Raw genomic sequence first — 23,318 nt, forward strand, 5'->3', positions numbered from 1 at the left:
CTTGACCTTCTCCGACGCCATCCGCATCTGTTTCGCTAAGTTCCTCACCTTCTCGGGCCGCGCCTCGCGCCCCGAATACTGGTTTTTCTTCCTCTTCATCGTGATCTGGAGCGTTCTGGCCGGGATCATCGACTGGCAGTTCTTCACGCAGGTCACCAAGACGCAGGTGAATGACACGACCACCGTGACCGCGACCTCGAACGGCCCGGTGCAGAGCATCGTCGCTCTGATCGTCTTTCTGCCCCATCTGGCTGTCGCATGGAGGCGGATGCATGACAGCGGGCGCAGCGGGCTCTATGCGTTGTTTCCGGTGTTGCTGGTTCTGGGGGCGCTGGCGGTGTTGGTCTTTGGCATCGGCCTAGCCTCGACGCTGGGACATAGCGGTGCACACCGGCTTGATATCCTCTTTACCCGCGCCACGCTACTGATCGTGATCCCGACATTGATCATTCTCGTGCTATCGCCGCTTCTTATGCTGTGGTGGCTGACCCGTCCCAGCCAGCCCGGTACCAACAAATACGGTCCCAATCCACATGAGGCAAGCGCATGAGCCCAAGCCAAGCAGTCAAAACCTGCTTCGCGAAGTATTACACCTTCTCGGCGCGCGCCTCGCGCTCCGAGTTCTGGTGGTTCGTGCTATTTCTGGCGATCATTAGTAGTTTGGTTCAGTCTTATGTTCAGAGCGGGAATGGAACCATCAGCATCAAGTTCGGACTGAACTTCTTCCTTAGTACCGAAGCTCATTGGATGGAAAACCTGTTTACGCTCATCACCTTTGTCCCGTTCATCGCCGCATTAACAAGGCGGCTGCATGATATTGGCGCTTCGGGATGGCGCGGCTTGGGGTACTTCGCGATTATTGCGCTGGTAATTGCTTCGTTTTTCATACTGCCCTGGCAAATCAGCGCCTTCGCACTCCTGATTATGCTCATAATCGGCATCTATTTTCTCGCCAGCAAATCCGATACCGGCCCCAACAAATACGGTCCCAACCCATATGAGGTAACACCATGACCGACCAATCGCCCAACGACCAGTTCCATGCCTCCAGCTTCATGCAGGGGCACAACGCGGCTTATCTGGAGCAGCTCTACGCCCAATATGCCAACGACCCCAACGCGGTGGATGCCGCCTGGGCCGAGTTTTTCCGACAAATGGGCGATGCCGAGTTGGACGTGAAGGCCGATGCGGCGGGGCCCTCCTGGGCGCGTGCCGACTGGCCGCCCATGCCGGCTGATGAGGTCACCGGCGCGCTGACTGGCGAGTGGCCTGTGGCCGAAACCAAGGCCGCTGGCAAGAAGATCAAGGACAAGGCCGCAAGTGCCGGTGTCGAGGTCAGCGACGATCAGATCAAACGCGCGGTGCTCGATTCGATCCGGGCGCTGATGCTGATCCGGGCCTACCGGATTCGGGGCCATCTGGTCGCCGATCTGGACCCGCTGGGCATGCGCTCGGGCACCCCGCATCCCGAGCTTGACCCGCGCACATACGGGTTCAGCGACGCGGATATGGACCGGCCGATCTTTATCGACAACGTGCTGGGGCTTCAGGTCGCCTCGATGCGCCAGATCGTCGAGATCGTCAAACGCACCTATTGCGGCACCTTTGCGCTGCAATACATGCATATCTCGAACCCGGATGAGGCCGCCTGGTTGAAAGAACGGATCGAGGGGTTCGGCAAGGAAGTCCGCTTCACCCGTGAAGGGCGCAAGGCGATCCTCAACAAGATGGTGCAGGCCGAAGGGTTCGAGAAATTCCTGCATGTCAAATACATGGGCACCAAGCGGTTCGGCCTTGATGGCGGTGAAAGCCTGATCCCGGCGATGGAGCAGATCATCAAGCGCGGCGGCGCGCTGGGACTGCAGGACATCGTGATCGGCATGCCGCACCGGGGGCGCCTGAACATCCTCGCCAATGTGATGGGCAAACCCTACAAGGCCATCTTCAACGAATTCCAAGGCGGCAGCTTCAAGCCTGAGGACGTCGATGGCTCGGGCGATGTGAAATACCACCTGGGCGCCTCCAGCGACCGTGAATTTGACGGCAACACCGTCCACCTTTCCCTGACCGCCAACCCCTCGCATCTTGAGGCGGTGAACCCGGTGGTTCTGGGCAAGGTCCGCGCCAAGCAGGACCAGTTGAACGACACCGACCGCACCAAGGTGATGGGCATTCTGCTGCACGGGGACGCGGCCTTTGCCGGACAGGGCGTCGTGGCCGAAGGGTTCGGCCTGTCCGGCCTGCGCGGCCACAAGACCGGCGGCACCATGCATATCGTGGTGAACAACCAGATCGGGTTCACCACGGCGCCGCATTTCAGCCGCTCGTCGCCCTACCCCACCGATATCGCGCTGATGGTCGAGGCGCCGATTTTCCACGTCAACGGCGACGACCCAGAGGCTGTGGTGCATGCTGCCAAGGTGGCGACCGAGTTCCGGCAAAAATTCCACAAGGACGTGGTCATCGACATCTTCTGCTATCGCCGCTTCGGGCATAACGAGGGCGACGAGCCCATGTTCACCAACCCGATCATGTACAAGAAGATCAAGACCCATAAGACCACGCTCAGCCTCTATACCGCGCGGCTGGTCAAGGACGGCCTGATCCCCGAGGGCGAGATCGAAGATATGAAGGCCGCCTTCCAAGCCTATCTGAACGAAGAGTTCGAGGCCGGGAAGAACTACAAGCCCAACAAGGCCGACTGGCTGGATGGGCGCTGGTCGCATATGGACAAGAGCAAGGACGAATATGTCCGCGGCGACACCGCGATCAAGCCCGAGACACTGGCTGAGGTCGGCGCCGCGCTGACCCGTGTTCCCGAGGGGTTCCCCATGCACAAGACCGTGGGGCGGCTGGTCGAGGCCAAGAAGAAGATGTTCGAAACCGGCGAGGGGTTCGATTGGGCCACTGGCGAGGCGTTGGCCTTTGGCTCGCTGCTGACCGAAGGCTACCCGGTTCGCCTGTCAGGTCAGGACGCCACACGCGGCACCTTCTCGCAACGCCATTCCGGCTTCGTCAATCAGGACACCGAAGACCGCTACTACCCGCTCAACAATATCCGCGCCGGGCAGTCGCAATACGAAGTGATCGACTCGATGCTCAGCGAATATGCGGTGCTGGGCTTTGAATATGGCTATTCGCTGGCCGAGCCCAATTCACTGGTCTTGTGGGAGGCGCAGTTTGGTGACTTCGCCAACGGCGCACAGATCATGTTCGATCAGTTCATCAGTTCAGGCGAAAGCAAATGGCTGCGCATGTCGGGCCTCGTCACCCTGCTGCCGCACGGCTTTGAGGGGCAAGGCCCTGAACACAGCTCGGCCCGGCTGGAACGGTTCCTGCAGATGTGCGGTCAGGACAACTGGATCGTGGCGAATTGCACGACGCCCGCGAACTATTTCCACATCCTGCGTCGTCAGCTGCACCGCACCTTCCGCAAGCCGCTGATCCTGGTGACGCCCAAATCGCTGCTGCGCCACAAGCTGGCCGTCAGCAAGGCCGAGGAATTCACCACCGGATCGAGCTTCCACCGGGTCTTGTGGGATGACGCGCAGCAGGGCAATTCCGACACCAAGCTCAAACCCGACAACAAAATCAAGCGTGTGGTGCTGTGTTCCGGCAAGGTCTATTTCGACCTGCTGGAGGAACGCGACAATCGCGGCATCGACGATGTCTACCTGATGCGGATTGAGCAATATTATCCGTTCCCGGCCCATTCCCTGATCAACGAGCTCGAACGCTTCAAAGGGGCCGAGATCATCTGGTGTCAGGAAGAGCCCAAGAACCAGGGGGCCTGGAGCTTCATCGAACCCAATATCGAATGGGTGCTCACCCGCATCAAAGCCAAACACTCGCGCCCCCGCTATGTCGGGCGCGCCACCTCGGCCTCGCCTGCGACAGGTCTGGCCAGCCAACACAAAGCCCAACAAGAAGCGCTCGTAAACGAAGCGCTGAGCATCGAAGGAAAGTAACCGATGACAACCGAAGTTCGTGTTCCCACGCTTGGCGAATCCGTGACCGAAGCCACGGTCGCCACCTGGTTCAAGAAACCCGGCGATGCCGTCGCCGTGGATGAGATGCTCTGCGAGTTGGAGACAGACAAGGTCACGGTCGAGGTCCCCTCGCCCGCTGCCGGCACCATGGGAGAGATCGTGGCCGCCGAAGGTGACACCGTCGGGGTCGATGCCCTGCTCGCCACCATTCAGGCTGGCGAAGGCGCTGCCCCCGCACCCGCCGCGGCGCCTGCCGAAGCCCCCGCGCCTGCGGCCTCGGGAGGATCGGTCGATGTGATGGTGCCCACGCTCGGCGAGTCGGTGACCGAAGCCACCGTTTCCACCTGGTTCAAACAGGTGGGCGACAGCGTCGCGCAGGACGAAATGCTGTGTGAGCTGGAAACCGACAAGGTCTCGGTCGAGGTACCTGCCCCCGCATCGGGGGTGCTGGCGGAAATCACCGCTCCCGAAGGCACAACCGTGGATGCGACGGCCAAACTGGCGGTGATCTCGGGCTCTGCCAGCGGCGCGGCTCCTGCGCCCGCCGCAGCAGCAGCCCCAGCGGCCAGCGCGGCAACCAGCGGCAAGGATATCGCCAATGCGCCCTCGGCTGAAAAAGCCATGGCCGAGGCGGGCCTGAGCGCCGATCAGGTGCAGGGCACCGGTCGCGATGGGCGTGTGATGAAGGACGATGTGGCCCGTGCCGTTGCCGCCGCCGCAACTGCGACGCCAGCGGCAGCCCCTGCTGTGGTTCAGGCACCGCGCGCGCCTGTGGCCGCTGAAGATGCCTCGCGCGAGGAACGGGTCAAGATGACCCGCCTGCGTCAGACCATCGCCAGACGTCTGAAGGACGCCCAGAACACCGCCGCGATCCTGACCACCTATAACGAGGTGGACATGACCGAGGTGATGGCGCTGCGCAATCAGTACAAGGACCAGTTCGAGAAGAAGCACGGCGTGCGCCTGGGCTTCATGTCTTTCTTCACCAAGGCCTGCTGCCACGCGTTGAAAGAGGTTCCGGAAGTCAATGCCGAGATTGACGGCACCGACATCGTCTACAAGAACTTCGTGCATATGGGCGTCGCCGCCGGTACGCCGCAAGGTCTGGTGGTTCCGGTCATCCGCGACGCCGACGCGATGTCCTTTGCCGCGATCGAGAAAGCCATCGCCGAAAAGGGCAAACGCGCCCGTGACGGCAAGCTGTCCATGGCCGAAATGCAGGGCGGCACGTTCACGATCTCAAACGGCGGCGTCTATGGCTCGCTGATGTCCTCGCCGATCCTGAACCCGCCGCAATCGGGTATCCTTGGCATGCACAAGATCCAGGATCGTCCGATGGCCATCAATGGCGAGGTCAAAATCCGCCCGATGATGTATCTGGCGCTGACCTATGATCACCGCATCGTTGACGGCAAGGGCGCGGTCACCTTCCTTGTGCGCGTGAAGGAAGCGCTGGAAGATCCCCGCCGCCTGCTGATGGACCTGTAATCATGGCGACACATGTCCTCTGGCAGGCCGATGTGGCCGATTTCGACGTCTGGTTGGGCGTTTTCCGCGAAGACGAACCGGCGCGAAAAGCCGCCGGAATCAAGGACCTGCATGTCTGGCGCGACCCCGATCGCGCCAACCATGCCATTGCCATGTTCGAGATCACCGAGCTGGAAAAGGCCAAAGCGTTCTTGCAATCCGAAGGCTTCGCCCTTTACCACGAACGCGGCGGCGTCGCACATGTCGAAGTGAAGTTGTTGGAGCCCGTATAGCCCTGAAAGGCAATCGAACCTGTGCGCCCATTCCTCATTGCACCCGACTGGCGGAACCTCCCTTCCAGAGCACTCAAGTTACGGTAGCGCGATCCATGGCGATGATATTTCACGAACCGGAACTGCGCCCTCGCGAAAGGCACAGCCAGCTGGAAATCGCAATGCAGCGTTTTCCGGAGGACTTTCCGACACTCGATTCAGCACGCATGTTCATGACCCATCTTGTCATGCCCCCGAGTCTGCGCTGGGCCTACAAAGGCAACAGCAAGACTGGCACGTCCTCGACAAAGCGGTTTTTGTTTGAGTTGGAATTTGGGGTCCCGCTGTCGACGCAGATCGACCCAACCAACAACATCATCCCCGATTCCGCAGCGCATCAGTTGAAGTCGGCAAACGTGTTTCGCGATATCTTTTCCCTGCCCTCGGGCTTCTCTGCTTTGGACTCCGCGTTGCGACTGACCACTGTGCGAGATCCTGTCAGCCGGGCAACATCGGCTTTTCTATATCTCTGCGCCTCTGGCGATCAGAAACATGTGTGGTTTTCCAACGACCGTCTGCGCATGAACGCTATGGTCGGGTTCGATTGGAACCGAGACATTCGGACATCGCAAGGTATGGAGAAATTCCTCGACTACATACAGATCATGATCGAGGAGCATGGCGAGGATTCCGTCGACCGGCACTGGCGACCGCAAGTGGCAAACGTTAAGCCCCGCGTTCTGAAGCCTCACCTAGTCGGCAAAACAGAAGAGATGGAGACGTTTTATCGAGCCATCGCAGAACGGCTGGACCTGCCTCTTCCAGATAACTGGGTTACACCAAGAGTGAACAAAAACGCATCAGGCTTTGATCCAAAGACTTTACTTTCCGCAGAGGCGCTTTCACGGATCGAGGTGATTTATGCGAGAGATTTCGAAGAATTCGGCTATTAGGGTCAGGATGGGTGCAAATGTCACAATCCGGAAATATCGGCACATACCCAAGTACCGAGACTGGCGAGGCTGAGGCCTCAAGATCGTGAAGGACCATTGAAATGGCAAGTTATGACGTCATCGTAATCGGAGCAGGCCCCGGCGGCTATGTCTGCGCCATCCGCTGCGCCCAACTCGGGCTGAAAACCGCAGTCGTTGAGGGGCGCGAGACGTTGGGCGGCACTTGCCTGAACGTAGGGTGCATTCCCTCCAAGGCCCTGCTGCATGCCAGCCATTCCCTGCATGAGGCCGAGCACAACTTCGCCAAGATGGGCCTCAAGGGCAAATCGCCCTCGGTCGACTGGAAACAGATGCAGGCCTACAAGACCGACACGATTGAACAGAACACCAAGGGCATCGAGTTCCTGTTCAAGAAGAACAAGATCGACTGGCTCAAGGGCTGGGGATCGATCCCCGCCGCCGGTCAGGTCAAGGTGGGCGACGAGACCCATACCGCCAAGAACATCATCATCGCGTCGGGCTCTGAACCCTCGTCGCTGCCCGGTGTCGAGGTGGACGAAAAAGTGGTCGTCACCTCCACTGGTGCGCTGGAACTGGGCAAGATCCCGAAGAAGCTGGTCGTCATCGGCGCAGGCGTGATCGGACTGGAACTGGGTTCGGTCTATCAGCGGCTGGGCAGCGACGTGACCGTCATCGAGTTCCTCGACGCGATCACACCGGGCATGGACCCGGAGGTGCAGAAGACATTCCAGCGCATCCTAAAAAAGCAGGGCATGAAATTCGTCATGGGCGCGGCGGTGCAAAAGACCGAAGCCACCAAGACCAAGGCCAAGGTCACCTACAAGCTGCGCAAGGATGACAGCGAACATGTGATCGATGCCGACACGGTTCTGGTCGCCACCGGGCGCAAACCCTACACCGAGGGTCTGGGCCTCGATGCGCTGGGGGTCGAGATGAGCCCGCGCGGCCAAATCAAGGTCGGCCAGGACTGGCAGACCAACATCAAGGGCATCTACGCCATTGGTGACTGCACCGACGGCCCCATGCTGGCCCACAAGGCCGAGGATGAAGGCATGGCTGCCGCCGAACAGGTCGCGGGCAAGCATGGCCACGTGAACTACGGCGTCATCCCCGGCGTGATCTACACCTGGCCCGAAGTGGCCAATGTGGGCGAGACCGAGGCGACGCTCAAGGAACAGGGCCGCGCCTATAAGGTCGGCAAGTTCATGTTCATGGGTAATGGCCGGGCCAAGGCCAATTTCGCCGCCGACGGCTTTGTTAAAATCCTCGCCGACAAGGACACCGATCGCATTCTGGGCGCGCATATCATCGGCCCGGCGGCGGGGGATCTGATCCACGAGGTCTGCGTGGCGATGGAATTTGGCGCCTCAGCCGAGGATCTGGCGCTGACCTGCCACGCCCACCCGACCTATTCCGAGGCGGTGCGCGAGGCGGCGCTGGCCTGCGGCGACGGGCCAATCCACAGCTGATCCACCCACTGCCCCAAAGCAAACAAGGCGAGCCCCGACGGCTCGCCTTTTATCTATCCAGGTCTGTGGCGGGCGATCACGAGGCCGGATCGGCCTGTCTCGATGCCCTTATTGCCGTGCCAACAGATGCGCCAGGGCGGTCTTCTGCGCGGCGATGAAGTCGCGCTTGTCCCCATGCCCGGAGCAGCAGATGCCCAGCAGCACAGCACAAAACTGAACGTTCTTTTTTTGCTCCGCACGCAAAAGCAGGCGCTCAGGCGTCGAAGCCCACCTCGCGCATCAATTCGTTGGAGCGCGTTTCGATCAACTCTTCCAATCGCGCGGTGAACACATCGCGCCCCAAACCCGGTTCAATGGTTTCCAGAAACTCCACCGTTGCGACACCGGGCTTGCGCAGGATGCCCGAGCGGGGCCAGAAAACGCCTACATTGGTGGCGGCAGGTACGCAGGGATACTCCAACCCCTGGTAAAGGATCGCTGTCCCGGCCTTGTATTTCAGATGAACCCCCGGCGCGACGCGGGTACCTTGCGGGTAGATCACCAATTGCCCGGGCTCGGAGAACTCCGATGCCACATCCTTTACCATCTTGGCCACAGCCGCGCCTTTCTTGCCGCGATTAACCGGGATGCAGCCCAGTCGCTTGGCATAAAGACCGATGAACGGCGTCCAGAGCAGTTCCCGCTTCATGATGAACTTGGCCCGGGGCACTGCGGCAAAGATCAGCATGATGTCAAAGAAGGACTGGTGCTTGGCCGCGATCACCACTTCTCCGGTCGGCACAGGCCCGTGAACCTGACCCTTGAGGCCAATCATCCAGCCTGCCATCCAGATCACAGACCGCGCATAGAACTTGCAGGCATACAGCGCACCGTTGCGCGAGATCAGCGCATAGGGCGAGAACAGGATCCCCAGCACTGCCATCCACAGATACATGACAATCGTGAACACAAGCGAACGAAGCCACTGAACCGCCATCAACTCAACTCCTTCAATCGGCGCCGGGCCGCAGCCCAGGTGGAAACAAAGGCGACCACCGCACCCAGCACCGGGATCAGCAAGGGCAGCGCCCAGCCGATGCCACGAAACCCGAGGCCGGTCAGAAAACCGCCCTCGTCCGAGGCGGCGGGCAACAGCATCACGCCAATCATGCCAAGCACAACCCCGGCCCCCGCCCCGATCAGGGCACGCAAGGTGAAGCGGCGCACAAATGCTCCGGCGATATAGCCGTCCTTGGCCCCCACAAGACGCAATACCGCGATCACCTGCGCGTTTGCCGCCAGTGCCGCATTGGCGGCCAGGGTGATCATCGCGGCCGTTGCCCCACCGATCAGCAGGATCGCGATCAGGCCCAGACGACGCAACCCTTTGGCCGCATCGACCAACGGTTCGCGCCAGCGCGTGTGATCGTCCAGCACCGCGCCCGGCACCTCTGCGCTCAGCCGCAGACGCAGCCCGGCAATGTCATAGCCCGGCTCACCGGCGGTGACCTCGATCAGCTGCGGCACGGGCAGCGCGTCGATCGGCAGGTCCGGGCCGAACCACGGGGACAGCAATGCCGCCTGTTCTTCGGTGGAAAGCGCACGGGCATTTGCGACACCCGGCGTCTGGCGCAAGATTTTCAGCGCGATCTCGGTCTGGGCTGCGCGCTGCTCAGCGGGTGCGTTGATCCGCAGGGTTGCCGCCTTCGCAAGCTCCTGAGACCAACGATCCGCCAACCGGCCTGACGCCAGCGACAGGGCCAGCGCAAACACCGCCAGAAACGCCATCGCGCCGGCGACAAAGACCGTCAGTTGCGCCGTGAACCCAGTGGGCGGCACGACCCGGTCGGCCTGCTTGTCGCTCAGCAGCAATCCCCGGATGGTTCCCTTGCTCACAGATCAGCCCCCGCAAGTTGCAAACCCTTGTTCGAAATGCGCAGCACGCGGGCCTGTACCTGGCTCTTGGCAGCGCGGATCAGGCTCAGGTCATGGGTCGCGATCAGCACGGTCTTGCCCATCCGGTTCAGCTCCACCAGCAGGTGCAACAGACGCTGCGACATCTCCCAGTCGACATTACCGGTGGGTTCGTCCGCCAGCACCACATCCGGTGACATGATCACGGCACGCGCCAGCGCCGCCCGCTGCCGTTCGCCCCCCGACAGCTCAGGTGGCAGAGCATCGGCACGCGACGACAGGCCCACCCAACTCATCAACTCTTTCAGATTATCCTGCTCGCCAGCTTGGCCGCGCCCCGAAACGACCAGCGGCAAAGCGATATTCTCGGAGAGCGGCAGATGGTCGAGGAAACGGCAATCCTGATGCACGACGCCGACCCGGCGGCGCAGCAAGGCCAGATCATCGCGGTCCAGCGCGCTCATGTCGCGGTCAAACACCTGAACCCGCCCCGCCGTTGGCAGCAGCGCGCCATAACACAGTTTCAGCAAGGTGGTCTTGCCCGCACCCGAAGGGCCGGTCAGGAAATGGAACGAGCCCGGCGCAAGCGACACCGAGACATCGCTCAGCAACTCGCCACCGCCATAGCTGTAGCCCACGTTTTCGAGCTCGATCAACACTGCCCCCTTGGTTCTTTGGCCGCCTTCTTGCCCTAGTCGGGATGGGGTTTCAATGCCCCGACCGGGGCGGTTTGGCGACACTTCCGTTGAGTTTTTCCAAATCTCCCTTTTCGCCCAGACATTAAGAACTTATCATCGCGCAAAAAACCGAAGCAGGCAGATCCCGAAACCCGGAGGCAGAATGCGTCTTACTTGTCCGAATTGCGGCGCTCAATACGAGGTCCCGAGCGAGGTGATCCCGCCAGAGGGGCGCGATGTGCAATGCTCCAATTGCGGCGATACATGGTATCAAACGCACCCCGACCACCCTGACGCGCAGTCCGATTTTGTCGAAGAGCCCCCTGCCGCGGACGCCGAGGACAGCACTGAGCCTGCGGAAGACTACTCCGAACCGGAGGTTCAGCACGACCCCGAGCCCTCTACACCCGAGCCAGAGCCAGAGCCAGAGCCAGAGCCAGAGCCAGAGCCAGAGCCAGAGCCAGAGCCAGAGCCAGAGCCAGAGCCAGAGCCAGAGCCAGAAATCATGGCCCCGGAACCTGCCGCGCGCAATCTCGATTCTGCCGTCTCCGATATTCTGCGCGAAGAGGCCGAGCGCGAAGCGCAGCTGCGCTCATCCGAAGCCGACGGTCTGGAAACCCAGCCCGAATTGGGGCTTGAAACCCATCCCGGCGACGAACCCGAACGCCGCGCCCGCGAGGCCCGCGACCGCATGGCCCGCATGCGCGGCGAAGAACCCGTTGCCGATCACGCAGCCGCCGAAACCGGCGCGCGACGCGGCTTGTTTCCCAACATCGACGAGATCAACTCGACCCTGCGGAGCAATGGTGACACCGAGCCTGAACACGTCGACCCCGAAGTCGAGGATGAAGTTGCGCCCACGCGTCAAAGCGGCGGGTTTCGCCGTGGCTTCATGTCGATGATCCTGCTGGGGTTGGTGCTTGCACTGCTCTATCTCTATGCCCCGCCGATAGCCAAAACCATTCCGCAGGCCGAACCTATGGTCAGTGCCTATGTCGCGCTCGTCGATCAGGCGCGGATCTGGCTGGATGCAAAGGCCTCGGGCATTCTGCCCACCCAATAGGCGCCTCAGAACCGGTCCAGCAGTCGTCTGAGATAGTCCAACTCGATCTGCGGGCGCTCGCCCTCGCCGCTGCGGCGGCGGATCTCGTCCAGCAATTCGCGGGCGCGGCGGTAGACATCCTCGCCTTGCAGCAGCTGTTCGTCGGTTCCGATCGAGCCTTGTGATCCCGGATTGCGCCCCAGCGGGTCGCGGTTTTGGGCGCGCATATCGCCTTCCTGCGTGCCCTGTCCGGGCTGCTGCTGTTGCTGTGCCAGCGCCTCGCCCAGCGCACGCATCCCTTCGCGCAGCGCTTCCATCGCTTCCGACTGTCGGTCGATGGCATCGGCCATATCATTCTGCCGCAACGCTTCCTCGGCCCCTTCCATGGCGCGCCCGGCCCGATCCAGCGCGTCGCGCGCCTCGTCGCCTTCGGGCGTGCCTTCGCCGGGAAGGCCCTGCTGTTGACGGCGCAACTCATCGCGCAGCGCCTGCTGACGATCCGCAAGCGAGCCCTGCCCGCCATCACCTTGTTCTTCACTTTCGCCCCGGCGCTGGCCATCCCCCTGACCCTGTCCGCCCTGACCCTCGTGGCTCTGACCGCGCCCGGCCCCGCCGCTGCGGCCTTCGTTTTCCTGGCTCTCGCCCCGGTTGGCGTTTGGATTGAACTGTTCCTGCAGATCGCGGAACGCCTGATCGGACAGACCCTGCTGGTTGCGCAGGGTTTCGGCCAGACCTTCCATCGCCTGCTGACCTTCGGATTGCTGGCCTTGTCCCTGGCCCTGGGTGACACGCATGTTCTCCATCATTTCCTGGAGTTCCTGCAGCGCCTGCTGCGCTTCGGCCATGCGGCCCTGTTCCATCAGTTCCTGAATGCGATCCATCATGCGCTGCAGATCGTCCTGCGTCATCTGCATCGACTCGCCATCCTGTCCCTGCTGGCGCTCGTCGCTGTTTTCGTTGTCTTGCTGGGCTTGGCGCTGCAATTGGCGCAGATAGTCGTCCGTGGCCTCGCGCAATTCCTGCATCAGTTCGGCAATTTCCTGATCCGAGGCCCCGTTCTTCATCGCCTCCGACAGGCGTTCCTGTGCGCGCCGCAGCCGTTCCAGCGCGTCCGACAAAGTGCCCTCTTCGAGGATGATCGCCAGATCCCAGAGCGCTTGCGCGATCTCGTCCTGCTGCTCTGGCTTCAACCCAAATTCGTTGAAGGTTTCCAACCGCCGCAAGGTCACGCGCAGGCGCAGATAGGCGGTTTGCGAGCGGAACACATCCTCGGGCCGGTGCGATACCGCGCGCAGCATCTGCGCAACGCGCGCGCCGTTCGAGCGCGCCCAGAGCAGATCACGCCGCTGTTCGATGATCGCCGCCGCCAAGGGCTGGAAGAACCTGCGCGCAGGCAGGTTGGTCTGCAGCGGTTCCGCCGTGCCTTCCTGGTCCGCCGCATCGCGGGCGGTGAGCGTGATTGTCACCGGCAGATTGGCCCACGGGTGTTGCGAGAAATCCTCGATCAGATCCTCGGTAAAGATATCCCGATCGCCGGTGATCGGCATTGGCAGATCGACCGAGACCGTCTCACGCGGGTCAGGGTCGGACACCAGCCCGTGACGGCGGTCAATGGAGGGCAGATCGAGCGCGATCTCGGCTGTGCCGGAGACCACGCCGTAATCATCGCTGGCAGTGAAGGGCAAACTCATCTGCCCGGCAGCCTGCGCCTCAGCCACACCGGCCACGGCGATCTGCGGCGCGGTATCGGATACCACGCTGACCGTCCAGGCGCGCCCGCCATCGCCATTGATGTTCAGCGTCCCATCGCGGGTGACGATCAACGTCTGCTCCGGCTCGGTTATTGCTTCGGCGCCGGTCTCGGAAATCGTTTCGCTCAATTGCAGCGCGCCGACCTCGCCATAAAAGCGCAGCACGATGCGGCTGCCTTCTGGGACGCTCATCTGTGGATCGGAGATATCGTTCAGATAAAGTGTCGGCAGACCAGTATAGCGCGGCGGCTCAACCCAACCTTCCCAGGTCGGCCCTTGGGCGGCGGTTGCGGCACCTGGAGCCATGTCGGTAATCGATCCGGCCCGCCAGACCGAACCGAACAGAACCGCCACGCAAAACACCAGCAATGCCGCATAGCGCAGTGCGTAAGGGTCGCGTGATGCCAATCGCAGATCGGGCTGCACCGGCGCGGCGGCGGCGGCCCTTGCCGCCATCCGGTCCTGATGCGCCTGCCAGAGCGCGACCGAGGCAGCGTCCCGCTCACCAATCGCCTGATCGTCCAGCAGCGCCTGAATCGGGCGGCCCGGCAAGGTCTGATCCAACCTTGCAAGCGCCTCGCCGCGTGTTGGCCAGTGAAACCGCCGCGCACCCCAGACCAGCGCCACCAGCGACCCGGCCACAGCCGCGGCACCGCTGGCCCACACCATCTCGACCGGGACAAGATCGTGAATGCCCAGCATCAACAAGGCACAGACCGTCAGCAGGATCGAAATCAGGGGCCAGAAACAACGCAGAACCCGCTCCGAGAGCATCCCGAAACGGGTCAGTCCCAGCGACCAGCGCGGGACAGGCAAATATGTGGACCGGTTTGACACGTAACTTGGCCTCCTGACGGGCCAGCGCCGCTAAAGCGTCAAAGCCACAGAGGTATGGTATCGCGGTTTATCATTTCGTCAAAGGTCGGACGTCGGCGAATAACCGCGAATTGATCCTCATGCACCAGAACTTCGGGGGTCAGGGGGCGCGTGTTGTATTCGCTGGACATCACCGCGCCATAAGCGCCGGCACTGCGAAAGGCCACCAGATCGCCCGCAGAGAGCTTCGGCATATTGCGCTGTTTGGCAAACGTGTCGCCGCTTTCGCAGACGGGCCCCACGATGTCATAGGGCTGCTGTTCGGCCCCCGGTGCAGGTTCGATCACCGGCACGATATCGTGATACGCCTCGTACATGGCGGGCCGGATCAGGTCGTTCATGGCCCCGTCGAGGATCAGGAAGTCGCGGCCCTCGCCAGATTTCACATAGATCACCCTGGATACCATCAGCCCGGCGTTGCCCGCGATCAAGCGGCCCGGCTCAATCTCGATCTCGCAGCCCAGGTGGCCCACCGTGTGTTTGATCAGCGCGCCGTATTCCACCGGCAGCGGGGGCGCTTCGTTGGAGCGCGCATAAGGAATGCCCAACCCCCCGCCCAGATCGAGACGGCGGATATTGTGACCCTCACTGCGCAACTGCTCGGTCAGTTCGGCGACCTTTTTGTAGGCCAGTTCGAACGGCGCGAGCTCGGTCAACTGCGAGCCGATATGCACGTCGATGCCAATCACCTCGAGCCCCGGCAGCGAGGCCGCAAGCGCATAGACCTCTGAGGCCCGCGCAATCGGAATGCCGAACTTGTTCTCCGACTTGCCGGTGGCGATCTTGGCATGGGTTTTTGCATCGACATCGGGGTTCACGCGGATGGTGATGGGCGCTGTAACGCCCAGTTCCGAAGCAATGGCGCTGATCACCTGCATCTCTGGCTCGGATTCGATGTTGAACTGCCTGACGCCACCGGTCAGCGCCGTGCGGATTTCCCCCGCCGTCTTTCCCACCCCGGAAAAAACGATCTTGTTACCGGGCACACCCGCTGCTTTCGCCCGCAGATATTCGCCTTCCGAGACCACATCCATGCCCGCACCCGCCTGTGCGAGCGTCTTCAGAATCGCCTGATTGCTGGCCGCCTTCATTGCGTAGCAAACCAGATGCTCCGTCCCCTCCAGCGCCTCGTCAAACAGCCGGAAATGGCGCAGCAGGGTCGCGGTGGAATAGACATAGAACGGCGTACCCACCGCAGCGGCGATCTCGGTCAGCGGCACATCTTCGGCATAGAGTTTGCCGTCGCGATAAAGAAAATGATCCATGCGCCCGCGCTTAGACTGAAACGCCTAGCAGGATCAATGGGGTTGTTGCTCCTGCACTGACCTGCTCTTTTTGGCAAATAGCTGTTTCCTCGAAACGGAGCAGTCATTCCAATCAGGTCCTAAGACTGGCTGTCAAACGCCCATAGCTACCAATAGTCGATATGTTATTCTTCGGCCATGTCAGCGACCAACCGATACACATTTCGAATGGCAACGATGGCTGATCTTGATCTGTTGTTGGAGTGGCAGTCGCGACCACATGTGCGCGAGTGGTGGGATTCGGATGAGCCCAGCAACGAATACGAGTTCAAAGACCCTCGTGTAGCAAGGTGGATTGTCTCATTGGCAGGGCACCCCTTTGCCTACATGCAGGACTACACCGTCCATGGTTGGGAAAATCACCATTTCTTCGAGCTGCCGAAAGGTTCTCGGGGCATAGATCAGTTCATCGGCGAGCCGGATATGATCGGGAAAGGACATGGCCCCGCGTTTATCGCAGAGCGTTTGCGAACACTGTTTGACGAAGGTGCTCCGGTGATCGCAACTGATCCCGACCCAGAAAACGCCCGCGCCATCGCAGCATACAAAAAATCAGGATTTAGGGAGTTCGGACCTGCTCAGGAAACCCCATGGGGCCGGATTCTGCCAATGAAGATCAGTCGAGAGGTTGGCAAAGTCTAGCGCCCGCCTGATCCCGCATCGCAGTCATGCAAGAGGCCTGCGTCAATGCGGTGTTTGCCTCGAGTACAGAGCTTGTAAGCGCCGCATCAATATCTGGACCGTAGAAACAGATAGAGAGGTAGCCCGCAGCTGACCCCGATGCAGAAGGTGGCAGGAATGGCGATCAGGTTGATCCAGGCCCGGCGGCTGATGACCTCGGCCATGATCCAGAGGGTCAGGGCGATGGCCGCGATGGTCAGGTCCCACACCAGACCGGAGCTGGCGGCATTAGCATGCCAGGCTTGCGTCATCGCGTAGAGGTCGAAGCCGTTCTCGCGGAACCATTGCAGGAAATAGTACATCGGGTGAATCGCGCCCCAGATGGCAAGCGCGAGGAAGACAAATCTCATGGCGATCTCCGGTTTCCGCCGCAGCTAGCGCGCCAGGCAGGATCAGCCAGTCCTTATCGGCTCAGAACCCCAGATAAATGCCCAGCGGTCCTTTGTTCAAACCGACGGCACCACCGACATAGCCGCCGCTGCTGCCAAAACCGCCATAAGCGTTGAGCGTTGGCTGCACCGGTTCGCCATCGGCACCGCAAGCCGCAACCGCCAATAAAGCAAGAATGCAGAGTTTTCTCATAGTCCCAACCTCAATCCACCCAGGCCCAGGCCCACCCGGATCGGCGAGTTACCGACCCGCACCGATGCCGCCGGTCCCCCGGTTCCAACGGTGACCGCCGCATTGCCGGTATCGACAACATCGACGCTCGCGCCAACGCCGCCCGTGCCCGCGCCGACATTGACGGGGCCGGAACTGGCACCAACCCCCACCGCACCACCATCCGCACCAACCGAGGCGCCGACGCCGGTACTCGTCTGCTCGCAGGCAGCGAGCAATACGAGTCCGGCCAGTGCGACGAGGTGTTTCATCCCAGAATGTCTTTCCATCTCTGAACCTGCGCGCGCACCTGGACCGGCGCAGTTCCACCATAAGATGTCCGCGAGTTTATCGAATTTTCAACTCCAAGAACACTGTAGACATCCTGCGTGATGTCGCCGTGGACCTCCTGCATCTCGGCAAGGCTCAGATCGGGCAGATCGCAGCCACGGCTTTCCGCACGCGCCACCAGAGTGCCAGTCACGTGATGGGCGTCGCGGAAAGGCAGGCCCAGAACCCGCACCAGCCAGTCGGCCAGATCGGTGGCGGTGGAAAACCCGCTGCCCGCCGCCGCCGCCAGGCTGTCGCGGTTGGCGGTCATGTCGCGCACCATACCCTCCATCGCGGCCAGCGCCAGCATCCAGTTGTCGGCAGCGTCAAAGACCTGCTCCTTGTCTTCCTGCATGTCCTTGGAATAGGTCAGCGGCAGCCCCTTCATCACCATCATCAGCGCCGTATTGGCCCCAAAAATACGCCCGACCTTGGCGCGGATCAGTTCGGCGGCATCCGGGTTCTTCTTTTGCGGCATGATCGACGAGCCGGTCGAGAACCGGTCGCTGAGCGTGACAAACCGGAACTGGGCCGAGGACCAGATCACCAATTCTTCGGCAAAGCGGCTGAGATGCATCGCGCAGATTGATGCGGTGGACAGGAACTCAAGCGCGAAGTCCCGATCGCTGACCGCGTCCAGCGAGTTGGCGGCGGGCCGGTCGAAGCCCAACGCCTTGGCGGTCATGTCCCGGTCGATGGGGAAAGAAGTGCCGGCCAGTGCTGCGGCACCAAGGGGCGATTCGTTCATCCGGGCGCGCGCGTCGCGCACGCGGCTCAGGTCGCGCCCGAACATCTCGACATAGGCCATCATGTGATGGCCCCATGTCACCGGCTGCGCGGTCTGCAGATGGGTGAAGCCCGGCATCACCCAGTCGGCCCCGGCCTCGGCCTGTGACAAAAGCGCGCTGATCAGGGCCAGCAACCCGCTTTCGGCCGCGTCCAGCTGATCGCGCACCCAGAGCTTGAAATCGGTCGCCACCTGATCGTTGCGGCTGCGACCCGTGTGCAAACGGCCCGCGGGTTCGCCAATGATCTCTTTCAGCCGCGCCTCGACATTCATGTGGATGTCTTCCAGCGCGGTGGAAAAGGTGAAATCCCCGGCTTCGATCTCTGACAAAACAGTGAGCAGCCCTTCCCGAATGGCCTTGGCGTCACTATCAGTAATAACGCCTGTCGCGGCCAGCATCGCCGCATGGGCGCGCGACCCTGCGATGTCCTGAGCAGCCATGCGCTGATCGAACCCGATCGAGGCATTTATCGCCTCCATGATCGCGTCTGGTCCGGCGGCAAAGCGGCCGCCCCACATCTGGTTCGAGGTCGTGTCTGTCATTGGTCTGAAAACCCTTCGGAGGGGATATGAAGAAACTGTTGCTTGCGCTCGTCTATACCGCCCTCGCTTCGGGTGCAAATGCGGCTGGCGAAGATCTGAGCACGCTGGAGCCGTTGCGCGAAGGCGATATGAAGAAGCTGGTGTTTCACCTCGAACCGAAACCTGTATCGGCCCAAAGCTTCGATCTGGCCGATGGTGCGGGCACCGCGACGCTGGCCGATTATCAGGGCAAATACGTGCTGCTGAACTTCTGGGCCACATGGTGTGCGCCCTGCCGCAAGGAGATGCCAATGCTGTCCGCGCTTCAGTCGGAGTTCGGCGGCGAGCAGTTCGAGGTTTTGACCCTGGCCACCGGTCGCAACGCGCCTGCGGGCATCAAAAAGTTCTTTGATGAGATCGGCGTCGACAACCTGCCCCGGCATCAGGACCCCAAGATGGCGGTGGCGCGGGAAATGGCGGTTCTGGGTCTGCCTATCACGGTGATCCTTGACCCCGAAGGCAACGAGATCGCGCGACTGCGGGGCGACGCCGACTGGAACTCCGACAGCGCCAAAGCCATCATTACCGAGTTGATCGCCCCCGGGAGTTGATCGGAGATCACCCGACAGGTCCGGAACCTCCGGCATGCCTCCCCGCATCCAGTGGGGAGCATCGCACCCGGTAGCTTGGTGATCGGACAGCGACCCAAAGGTGGTGACCTTCACTCACAACAAGGGCAAGAGCGTGCCTGTAAGTTGGGTGATCCAATAGCGCCGCCCTCACTCCGGGAAATCAGGCGAATCGGCCACAAACGCCTCTGATTTTCCCTTTATCTTTCCAAATTCCGCCAAAGACTTGCGCGATGGTTCACGGATCGCTGAAGGGCCCTTCCATTGAAGACAGGCAGGTGGCGCTTACATAATCCTCATTCGAAGAGCGGCGAAATTCCTGCCGGGCGGCTGTCGCCCCGCAATAACGAAAGCTGGGATAACGATGGTCATGACGACGTCTATGCGCCTTTTTCTGTTTGCCGGATGTATAGGAATTTTCCTTGCCTCTTTCGCCGTGCAGGTGCTGCCCGACATCCCCCTGCTCTACGTTGCTGGTCTGGGATTGATGGGTGCAGGCGCGCTGGGATGTGTTCTGGTCAGCCTGCCGCAACTGCTGACCTCGCGAAAGCCGCGTTTCGAAGACATCCGACAGCCCCACATGGACCATATCGCTGCAGGCAATTCGGCAAATCAAAACGCCGCCCCACTATCCGAACGCGCCGCGAAACGAATGGCGCGATGACCGGCGGGCGCATTCGATGCGTCTAAAATCCGCGCTTTAAGCCTCTGTTTACAGTTTTGGGTCAAAGCTGTCCCGGTCTCCATGTCGTGCAGGAAACCGGGTCATGATCCTGAAACGAGAACGCCGCAAGGCCGATCTTCCAGAAGGTGCCGAGAGCCCGCTCAACAACGCGGTGGAACGGCGCGACAAATCCGTGCTGCAGATGGCCAAGGATGCGGTCCGGCACAAACAATGTATGCTGGCCTTTCAGCCGGTGATGCAGTCCCGCACACCCAATCAGATTGCCTTTTACGAAGGCTTCATCCGGGTTCTGGACGAAACCGGCCGGGTGATTCCCGCGCGCGAGTTCATGCCAGCGGTCGAAAACACCGAGGTGGGGCGCGACCTTGATTGTATCGCGCTGGAAAGCGGGCTTAAGACCTTGTCCAAGGCCCCCCATATCCGCTTGTCGATCAACATGTCCGCACGCTCCATCGGGTACAGCCGTTGGATGCGTATTCTGGAACGATCCCTGAAACGAGACAAAACGCTGGGTGACCGGCTGATCCTGGAAATCAATCAGGGCTCGGCGATGACGGTGCCTGAATTGGTGATCGATTTCATGGACCGCTTGCAACTTCTCGGCATCGCCTTCGCGCTGGACGATTACGGTGCCGACCCGGTCTCGTTCAGCCAGTTCCGCGATTTCTTCTTCGACGCCGTGAAAATCGATGGGCAGTTTGTCCGCAGGGTCAGTTCCGATACCGGCAATCAGGCCGTTGTGCGATCCCTGATCGCCCTCGCGCGCGAATTCGACATGCTGATCGTGGCCGAATCGGTGGAGACCGAGGAAGATGCCCGCTTTCTGGTCGAAGCAGGCGTAGATGCCTTGCAGGGCTATCTGTTTGGAGCGCCCAGCGTCAATCCGCCCTGGCGGAGCGACAGTCAGCGCCGCGGGGCCTGATCGGGGCTTGCGCGCCGCGCAACCCGGACCAGCACAACAAAGCTACCGGTTGCTGCAATTTCAGCATTGCGTTATTGCCAATGTCAGAGCGGGAATGACCGGGCGCTCTGGGGACCAATTCAGGATCCCAACAGCGTCGAACAAGTCCCGCTGACCCTGACGGCAGAGGACTGACCACATGACAAACGTAGTAATAGCATCGGCGGCGCGGACGGGCGTCGGCAGTTTCGGCGGCTCATTTGCCAACACGCCAGCACATGATCTTGGTGCGGCTGTGCTGGAAGCCGTGGTCGAGCGCGCGGGCGTCGACAAAGCTGAGGTCAGCGAGACCATCTTGGGTCAGGTCCTGACTGCGGCACAGGGTCAGAACCCGGCCCGTCAGGCGCATATCAATGCCGGTCTGCCGCAGGAAAGCGCGGCCTGGGGTATCAACCAGGTCTGTGGGTCGGGCCTGCGGGCCGTTGCGCTGGGCGCGCAGCACATCCAACTGGGCGATGCCGAGATCGTGGCTGCGGGCGGCCAGGAGAACATGACGCTCAGCCCTCATGCCGCCGCGCTGCGCGCCGGTCACAAGATGGGCGACATGAAATATATCGACACCATGATCCGCGACGGGCTCTGGGACGCGTTTAATGGTTATCACATGGGCCAGACCGCCGAAAACGTCGCCGAGAAATGGCAGATCAGCCGCGACATGCAGGACGAATTTGCCGTTGCCTCGCAGAACAAGGCCGAAGCCGCCCAGAAGGCGGGCAAATTCGCCGATGAGATCACGCCGTTCACGATCAAGACCCGAAAGGGCGACATCGTGATGGACAGCGACGAATATGTCCGCCACGGCGCGACAATGGAAGCCATGGGCAAGCTGCGCCCGGCCTTCACCAAAGACGGTTCGGTCACGGCGGCCAATGCCTCCGGCCTGAACGATGGCGCGGCCGCGACGCTGCTGATGTCGGCGGAGAATGCCGAGAAGCGCGGGATCGAACCCCTGGCCCGGATCGCGTCTTATGCCACGGCGGGGCTGGACCCGTCGATCATGGGCGTCGGCCCGATCTATGCCTCGCGCAAGGCGCTGGAAAAAGCCGGTTGGACGGTGGACGACCTCGATCTGGTCGAAGCCAACGAAGCCTTTGCCGCGCAGGCCTGCGCGGTAAACAAGGACATGGGCTGGGACCCCTCGATCGTGAACGTCAACGGTGGCGCAATCGCCATTGGTCACCCGATCGGCGCCTCGGGCTGCCGGGTGCTCAACACCCTGCTCTTCGAGATGAAGCGCCGGGACGCCAAGAAAGGTCTCGCCACGCTCTGCATCGGTGGCGGCATGGGCGTCGCGCTCTGCGTTGAGCGGGATTGAGCGGTTCCGCTTCCTATCGGATAGGGCGCTTTCGGGCGCCCTTTTCTTTGCGCTCCAATCACCCCTGCGACAGATTGGACGCGCTAAAACACAATAAAACGACAGCAACATAATTGCGCATCTCGCATCAGGGCAGTAACAACATTACCAAGGCCAGATTAATTTGGAGGATCCCTCAATGGCACGAACGGCACTCGTCACCGGCGGCTCACGCGGCATCGGCGCGGCAATTTCCAAGGCACTGAAAGCGGAAGGCTGCAATGTCGCCGCCACCTTTGCCGGCAACGAAGAAGCAGCCGCAGCCTTCACTGCGGAAACCGGCATCGCCACCTACAAGTGGAACGTCGCCGATTACGACGACTCAAAAGCGGGCATCGCCCAGGTCGAGGCTGATCTGGGGCCCATCGACATCGTGGTCGCCAATGCAGGCATCACCCGCGACGCACCCTTCCACAAGATGACACCCGAGCAGTGGCATCAGGTGATCGACACCAACCTCACCGGCGTGTTCAACACGGTACACCCGATCTGGCCCGGCATGCGTGAGCGCAAGTTCGGGCGGGTCATCGTGATCAGCTCGATCAACGGCCAGAAGGGTCAGTTCGCGCAGGCGAACTATGCCGCGACCAAGGCGGGCGATCTGGGCATCATCAAGTCGCTGGCGCAGGAGGGTGCGCGCGCGGGCATCACTGCCAACGCAGTTTGCCCCGGCTACATCGCGACCGAGATGGTGATGGCGGTGCCCGAGAAGGTGCGCGAATCGATCATCGGCCAGATCCCTGCGGGTCGTCTGGGGGAACCGGAAGAGATCGCACGCTGCGTCGCCTTCCTGGCCTCTGACGATGCGGGCTTTGTCAACGGCTCGACCATCTCGGCCAACGGCGCACAGTTCTTCGTCTGATAAGGGACAGAGGGCCGGTCAATGCGACCGGCCCTCAGCCTTATCCCGTAAGAACGCGCGCGCAGCGTTCAGCGGGAACCTTTCAGCCATTGCCAGAACAATCTGACAGCTTTCGCGCGCTCTTCATGCGCCTTGAGAAATGCACGGCTTGCGGCGGGACTTGTTGTCACTTCGATCATCCTGGCGTCCTCTC

Annotated in this window: 23 protein-coding genes; 14 read left to right on the plus strand and 9 right to left on the minus strand. The window is 61.4% G+C overall.

The genetic code is table 11. The annotated features are described in order from the left end of the window. Window position 1: 1 nt before the first annotated feature. The 7 genes from AB1E34_RS02925 to lpdA all read left to right on the plus strand — a co-directional run bounded on the left by AB1E34_RS02925 (window position 2) and on the right by lpdA (window position 8,171). Window positions 2-550 carry a DUF805 domain-containing protein gene (locus tag AB1E34_RS02925; protein ID WP_372570843.1) on the plus strand — a complete coding sequence of 183 codons (549 nt, stop codon included), beginning with the start codon at window positions 2-4 and terminating at the stop codon, window positions 548-550. Then, window positions 547-1,014, plus strand: coding sequence for a DUF805 domain-containing protein (locus tag AB1E34_RS02930; protein WP_372570844.1), 468 nt, complete (start codon window positions 547-549; stop codon window positions 1,012-1,014). The genes AB1E34_RS02925 and AB1E34_RS02930 overlap by 4 nt, the downstream gene beginning before the upstream one ends. Continuing rightward, window positions 1,011-3,968, plus strand: coding sequence for a 2-oxoglutarate dehydrogenase E1 component (locus AB1E34_RS02935; protein WP_372570845.1), 2,958 nt, complete (start codon window positions 1,011-1,013; stop codon window positions 3,966-3,968). Before AB1E34_RS02930 ends, AB1E34_RS02935 begins: the two co-directional genes overlap by 4 nt. Window positions 3,969-3,971: 3 nt before the next feature. Next, on the plus strand, window positions 3,972-5,477 hold the full coding sequence (gene odhB, locus AB1E34_RS02940) for a 2-oxoglutarate dehydrogenase complex dihydrolipoyllysine-residue succinyltransferase (RefSeq protein WP_372570846.1): 1,506 nt from the start codon (window positions 3,972-3,974) through the stop codon (window positions 5,475-5,477). A gap of 2 nt (window positions 5,478-5,479) precedes the next feature. Continuing rightward, a complete protein-coding gene (locus tag AB1E34_RS02945) occupies window positions 5,480-5,749 on the plus strand; it encodes a hypothetical protein (RefSeq protein ID WP_372570847.1) in 270 nt (89 codons plus the stop codon). Window positions 5,750-5,910: 161 nt separating this feature from the next. Continuing rightward, window positions 5,911-6,681, plus strand: coding sequence for a sulfotransferase family 2 domain-containing protein (locus tag AB1E34_RS02950; protein WP_372570848.1), 771 nt, complete (start codon window positions 5,911-5,913; stop codon window positions 6,679-6,681). 101 nt (window positions 6,682-6,782) lie between these two features. Further along, window positions 6,783-8,171, plus strand: coding sequence for a dihydrolipoyl dehydrogenase (gene lpdA / locus AB1E34_RS02955; protein WP_372570849.1), 1,389 nt, complete (start codon window positions 6,783-6,785; stop codon window positions 8,169-8,171). 253 nt (window positions 8,172-8,424) lie between these two features. Here the strand turns inward: lpdA and AB1E34_RS02960 are convergent, their stop codons facing one another. The 3 genes from AB1E34_RS02960 to AB1E34_RS02970 are packed head-to-tail and all read right to left on the minus strand — an operon-like array spanning window position 8,425 to window position 10,720. Then, window positions 8,425-9,147 (minus strand): lysophospholipid acyltransferase family protein, encoded by a 723-nt coding sequence (locus tag AB1E34_RS02960; protein ID WP_372570850.1) that lies wholly within the window; start codon window positions 9,145-9,147, stop codon window positions 8,425-8,427. After that, window positions 9,147-10,046: a cell division protein FtsX gene (locus AB1E34_RS02965; protein ID WP_372570851.1), complete on the minus strand. Its 900-nt coding sequence runs from the start codon at window positions 10,044-10,046 to the stop codon at window positions 9,147-9,149. The genes AB1E34_RS02960 and AB1E34_RS02965 overlap by 1 nt, the downstream gene beginning before the upstream one ends. Then, window positions 10,043-10,720, minus strand: coding sequence for a cell division ATP-binding protein FtsE (locus AB1E34_RS02970; protein ID WP_372570852.1), 678 nt, complete (start codon window positions 10,718-10,720; stop codon window positions 10,043-10,045). The genes AB1E34_RS02965 and AB1E34_RS02970 overlap by 4 nt, the downstream gene beginning before the upstream one ends. Before the next feature lie 184 nt (window positions 10,721-10,904). Between AB1E34_RS02970 and AB1E34_RS02975 the strand changes: the two genes are divergently transcribed. Continuing rightward, complete coding sequence (locus tag AB1E34_RS02975; protein ID WP_372570853.1) at window positions 10,905-11,804, plus strand: zinc-ribbon domain-containing protein; 900 nt, start codon at window positions 10,905-10,907, stop codon at window positions 11,802-11,804. A gap of 5 nt (window positions 11,805-11,809) precedes the next feature. Here AB1E34_RS02975 and AB1E34_RS02980 read toward each other — a convergent pair whose 3' ends face one another. Then, window positions 11,810-14,371: a TIGR02302 family protein gene (locus AB1E34_RS02980; RefSeq protein ID WP_372570854.1), complete on the minus strand. Its 2,562-nt coding sequence runs from the start codon at window positions 14,369-14,371 to the stop codon at window positions 11,810-11,812. A gap of 38 nt (window positions 14,372-14,409) precedes the next feature. Next, a complete protein-coding gene (gene lysA, locus AB1E34_RS02985; protein ID WP_372570855.1) occupies window positions 14,410-15,675 on the minus strand; it encodes a diaminopimelate decarboxylase in 1,266 nt (421 codons plus the stop codon). 177 nt (window positions 15,676-15,852) lie between these two features. Here lysA and AB1E34_RS02990 point away from each other — a divergent pair, with 177 nt between their 5' ends. Next, the gene (locus tag AB1E34_RS02990; RefSeq protein WP_510769683.1) at window positions 15,853-16,356 is read left to right on the plus strand and encodes a GNAT family N-acetyltransferase; all 504 of its coding nucleotides are present in this window, start codon (window positions 15,853-15,855) and stop codon (window positions 16,354-16,356) included. Window positions 16,357-16,442: 86 nt separating this feature from the next. On the opposite strand, the gene AB1E34_RS02995 is transcribed toward AB1E34_RS02990, so the two are convergent. The 4 genes from AB1E34_RS02995 to argH form a co-directional block, all read right to left on the minus strand. Beyond that, window positions 16,443-16,745 carry a DUF2834 domain-containing protein gene (locus tag AB1E34_RS02995; RefSeq protein WP_372570857.1) on the minus strand — a complete coding sequence of 101 codons (303 nt, stop codon included), beginning with the start codon at window positions 16,743-16,745 and terminating at the stop codon, window positions 16,443-16,445. A gap of 61 nt (window positions 16,746-16,806) precedes the next feature. Further along, window positions 16,807-16,977 (minus strand): hypothetical protein, encoded by a 171-nt coding sequence (locus AB1E34_RS03000; RefSeq protein WP_372570858.1) that lies wholly within the window; start codon window positions 16,975-16,977, stop codon window positions 16,807-16,809. Next, window positions 16,974-17,267: a hypothetical protein gene (locus AB1E34_RS03005; RefSeq protein WP_372570859.1), complete on the minus strand. Its 294-nt coding sequence runs from the start codon at window positions 17,265-17,267 to the stop codon at window positions 16,974-16,976. The genes AB1E34_RS03000 and AB1E34_RS03005 overlap by 4 nt, the downstream gene beginning before the upstream one ends. After that, a complete protein-coding gene (gene argH, locus AB1E34_RS03010; protein ID WP_372570860.1) occupies window positions 17,264-18,655 on the minus strand; it encodes an argininosuccinate lyase in 1,392 nt (463 codons plus the stop codon). Before argH ends, AB1E34_RS03005 begins: the two co-directional genes overlap by 4 nt. Before the next feature lie 26 nt (window positions 18,656-18,681). Here argH and AB1E34_RS03015 point away from each other — a divergent pair, with 26 nt between their 5' ends. The 5 genes from AB1E34_RS03015 to phbB all read left to right on the plus strand — a co-directional run bounded on the left by AB1E34_RS03015 (window position 18,682) and on the right by phbB (window position 23,125). Continuing rightward, a complete protein-coding gene (locus AB1E34_RS03015; RefSeq protein ID WP_372570861.1) occupies window positions 18,682-19,245 on the plus strand; it encodes a TlpA family protein disulfide reductase in 564 nt (187 codons plus the stop codon). A gap of 400 nt (window positions 19,246-19,645) precedes the next feature. Then, on the plus strand, window positions 19,646-19,927 hold the full coding sequence (locus AB1E34_RS03020; RefSeq protein ID WP_372570862.1) for a hypothetical protein: 282 nt from the start codon (window positions 19,646-19,648) through the stop codon (window positions 19,925-19,927). A 103-nt stretch (window positions 19,928-20,030) separates the two neighbouring features. Continuing rightward, window positions 20,031-20,870: an EAL domain-containing protein gene (locus AB1E34_RS03025; RefSeq protein ID WP_372570863.1), complete on the plus strand. Its 840-nt coding sequence runs from the start codon at window positions 20,031-20,033 to the stop codon at window positions 20,868-20,870. 178 nt (window positions 20,871-21,048) lie between these two features. After that, on the plus strand, window positions 21,049-22,224 hold the full coding sequence (locus AB1E34_RS03030) for an acetyl-CoA C-acetyltransferase (protein WP_372570864.1): 1,176 nt from the start codon (window positions 21,049-21,051) through the stop codon (window positions 22,222-22,224). A 178-nt stretch (window positions 22,225-22,402) separates the two neighbouring features. After that, entirely contained in the window at window positions 22,403-23,125 is a 723-nt protein-coding gene (phbB, locus tag AB1E34_RS03035; protein ID WP_372570865.1) for an acetoacetyl-CoA reductase, read from the plus strand. The last annotated feature ends 193 nt before the right edge of the window (window positions 23,126-23,318 follow it).

Source organism: Ruegeria jejuensis, assembly GCF_041537905.1.
GTDB lineage: Bacteria > Pseudomonadota > Alphaproteobacteria > Rhodobacterales > Rhodobacteraceae > Ruegeria_C.

Excerpts from the sequence above, each read along its gene's own strand:
- AB1E34_RS02930 (WP_372570844.1), top strand. The coding sequence starts at position 547 with ATGAGCCCAAGCCAAGCAGTCAAAACCTGCTTCGCGAAGTATTACACC.
- AB1E34_RS02935 (WP_372570845.1), top strand. The coding sequence starts at position 1,011 with ATGACCGACCAATCGCCCAACGACCAGTTCCATGCCTCCAGCTTCATG.
- odhB (WP_372570846.1), top strand. The coding sequence starts at position 3,972 with ATGACAACCGAAGTTCGTGTTCCCACGCTTGGCGAATCCGTGACCGAA.
- AB1E34_RS02945 (WP_372570847.1), top strand. The coding sequence starts at position 5,480 with ATGGCGACACATGTCCTCTGGCAGGCCGATGTGGCCGATTTCGACGTC.
- AB1E34_RS02950 (WP_372570848.1), top strand. The coding sequence starts at position 5,911 with ATGCAGCGTTTTCCGGAGGACTTTCCGACACTCGATTCAGCACGCATG.
- lpdA (WP_372570849.1), top strand. The coding sequence starts at position 6,783 with ATGGCAAGTTATGACGTCATCGTAATCGGAGCAGGCCCCGGCGGCTAT.
- AB1E34_RS02960 (WP_372570850.1), bottom strand. The coding sequence starts at position 9,147 with ATGGCGGTTCAGTGGCTTCGTTCGCTTGTGTTCACGATTGTCATGTAT.
- AB1E34_RS02975 (WP_372570853.1), top strand. The coding sequence starts at position 10,905 with ATGCGTCTTACTTGTCCGAATTGCGGCGCTCAATACGAGGTCCCGAGC.
- lysA (WP_372570855.1), bottom strand. The coding sequence starts at position 15,675 with ATGGATCATTTTCTTTATCGCGACGGCAAACTCTATGCCGAAGATGTG.
- AB1E34_RS02990 (WP_510769683.1), top strand. The coding sequence starts at position 15,853 with ATGTCAGCGACCAACCGATACACATTTCGAATGGCAACGATGGCTGAT.
- AB1E34_RS02995 (WP_372570857.1), bottom strand. The coding sequence starts at position 16,745 with ATGAGATTTGTCTTCCTCGCGCTTGCCATCTGGGGCGCGATTCACCCG.
- AB1E34_RS03000 (WP_372570858.1), bottom strand. The coding sequence starts at position 16,977 with ATGAGAAAACTCTGCATTCTTGCTTTATTGGCGGTTGCGGCTTGCGGT.
- AB1E34_RS03005 (WP_372570859.1), bottom strand. The coding sequence starts at position 17,267 with ATGAAACACCTCGTCGCACTGGCCGGACTCGTATTGCTCGCTGCCTGC.
- argH (WP_372570860.1), bottom strand. The coding sequence starts at position 18,655 with ATGACAGACACGACCTCGAACCAGATGTGGGGCGGCCGCTTTGCCGCC.
- AB1E34_RS03015 (WP_372570861.1), top strand. The coding sequence starts at position 18,682 with ATGAAGAAACTGTTGCTTGCGCTCGTCTATACCGCCCTCGCTTCGGGT.
- AB1E34_RS03020 (WP_372570862.1), top strand. The coding sequence starts at position 19,646 with ATGCGCCTTTTTCTGTTTGCCGGATGTATAGGAATTTTCCTTGCCTCT.
- AB1E34_RS03025 (WP_372570863.1), top strand. The coding sequence starts at position 20,031 with ATGATCCTGAAACGAGAACGCCGCAAGGCCGATCTTCCAGAAGGTGCC.
- AB1E34_RS03030 (WP_372570864.1), top strand. The coding sequence starts at position 21,049 with ATGACAAACGTAGTAATAGCATCGGCGGCGCGGACGGGCGTCGGCAGT.
- phbB (WP_372570865.1), top strand. The coding sequence starts at position 22,403 with ATGGCACGAACGGCACTCGTCACCGGCGGCTCACGCGGCATCGGCGCG.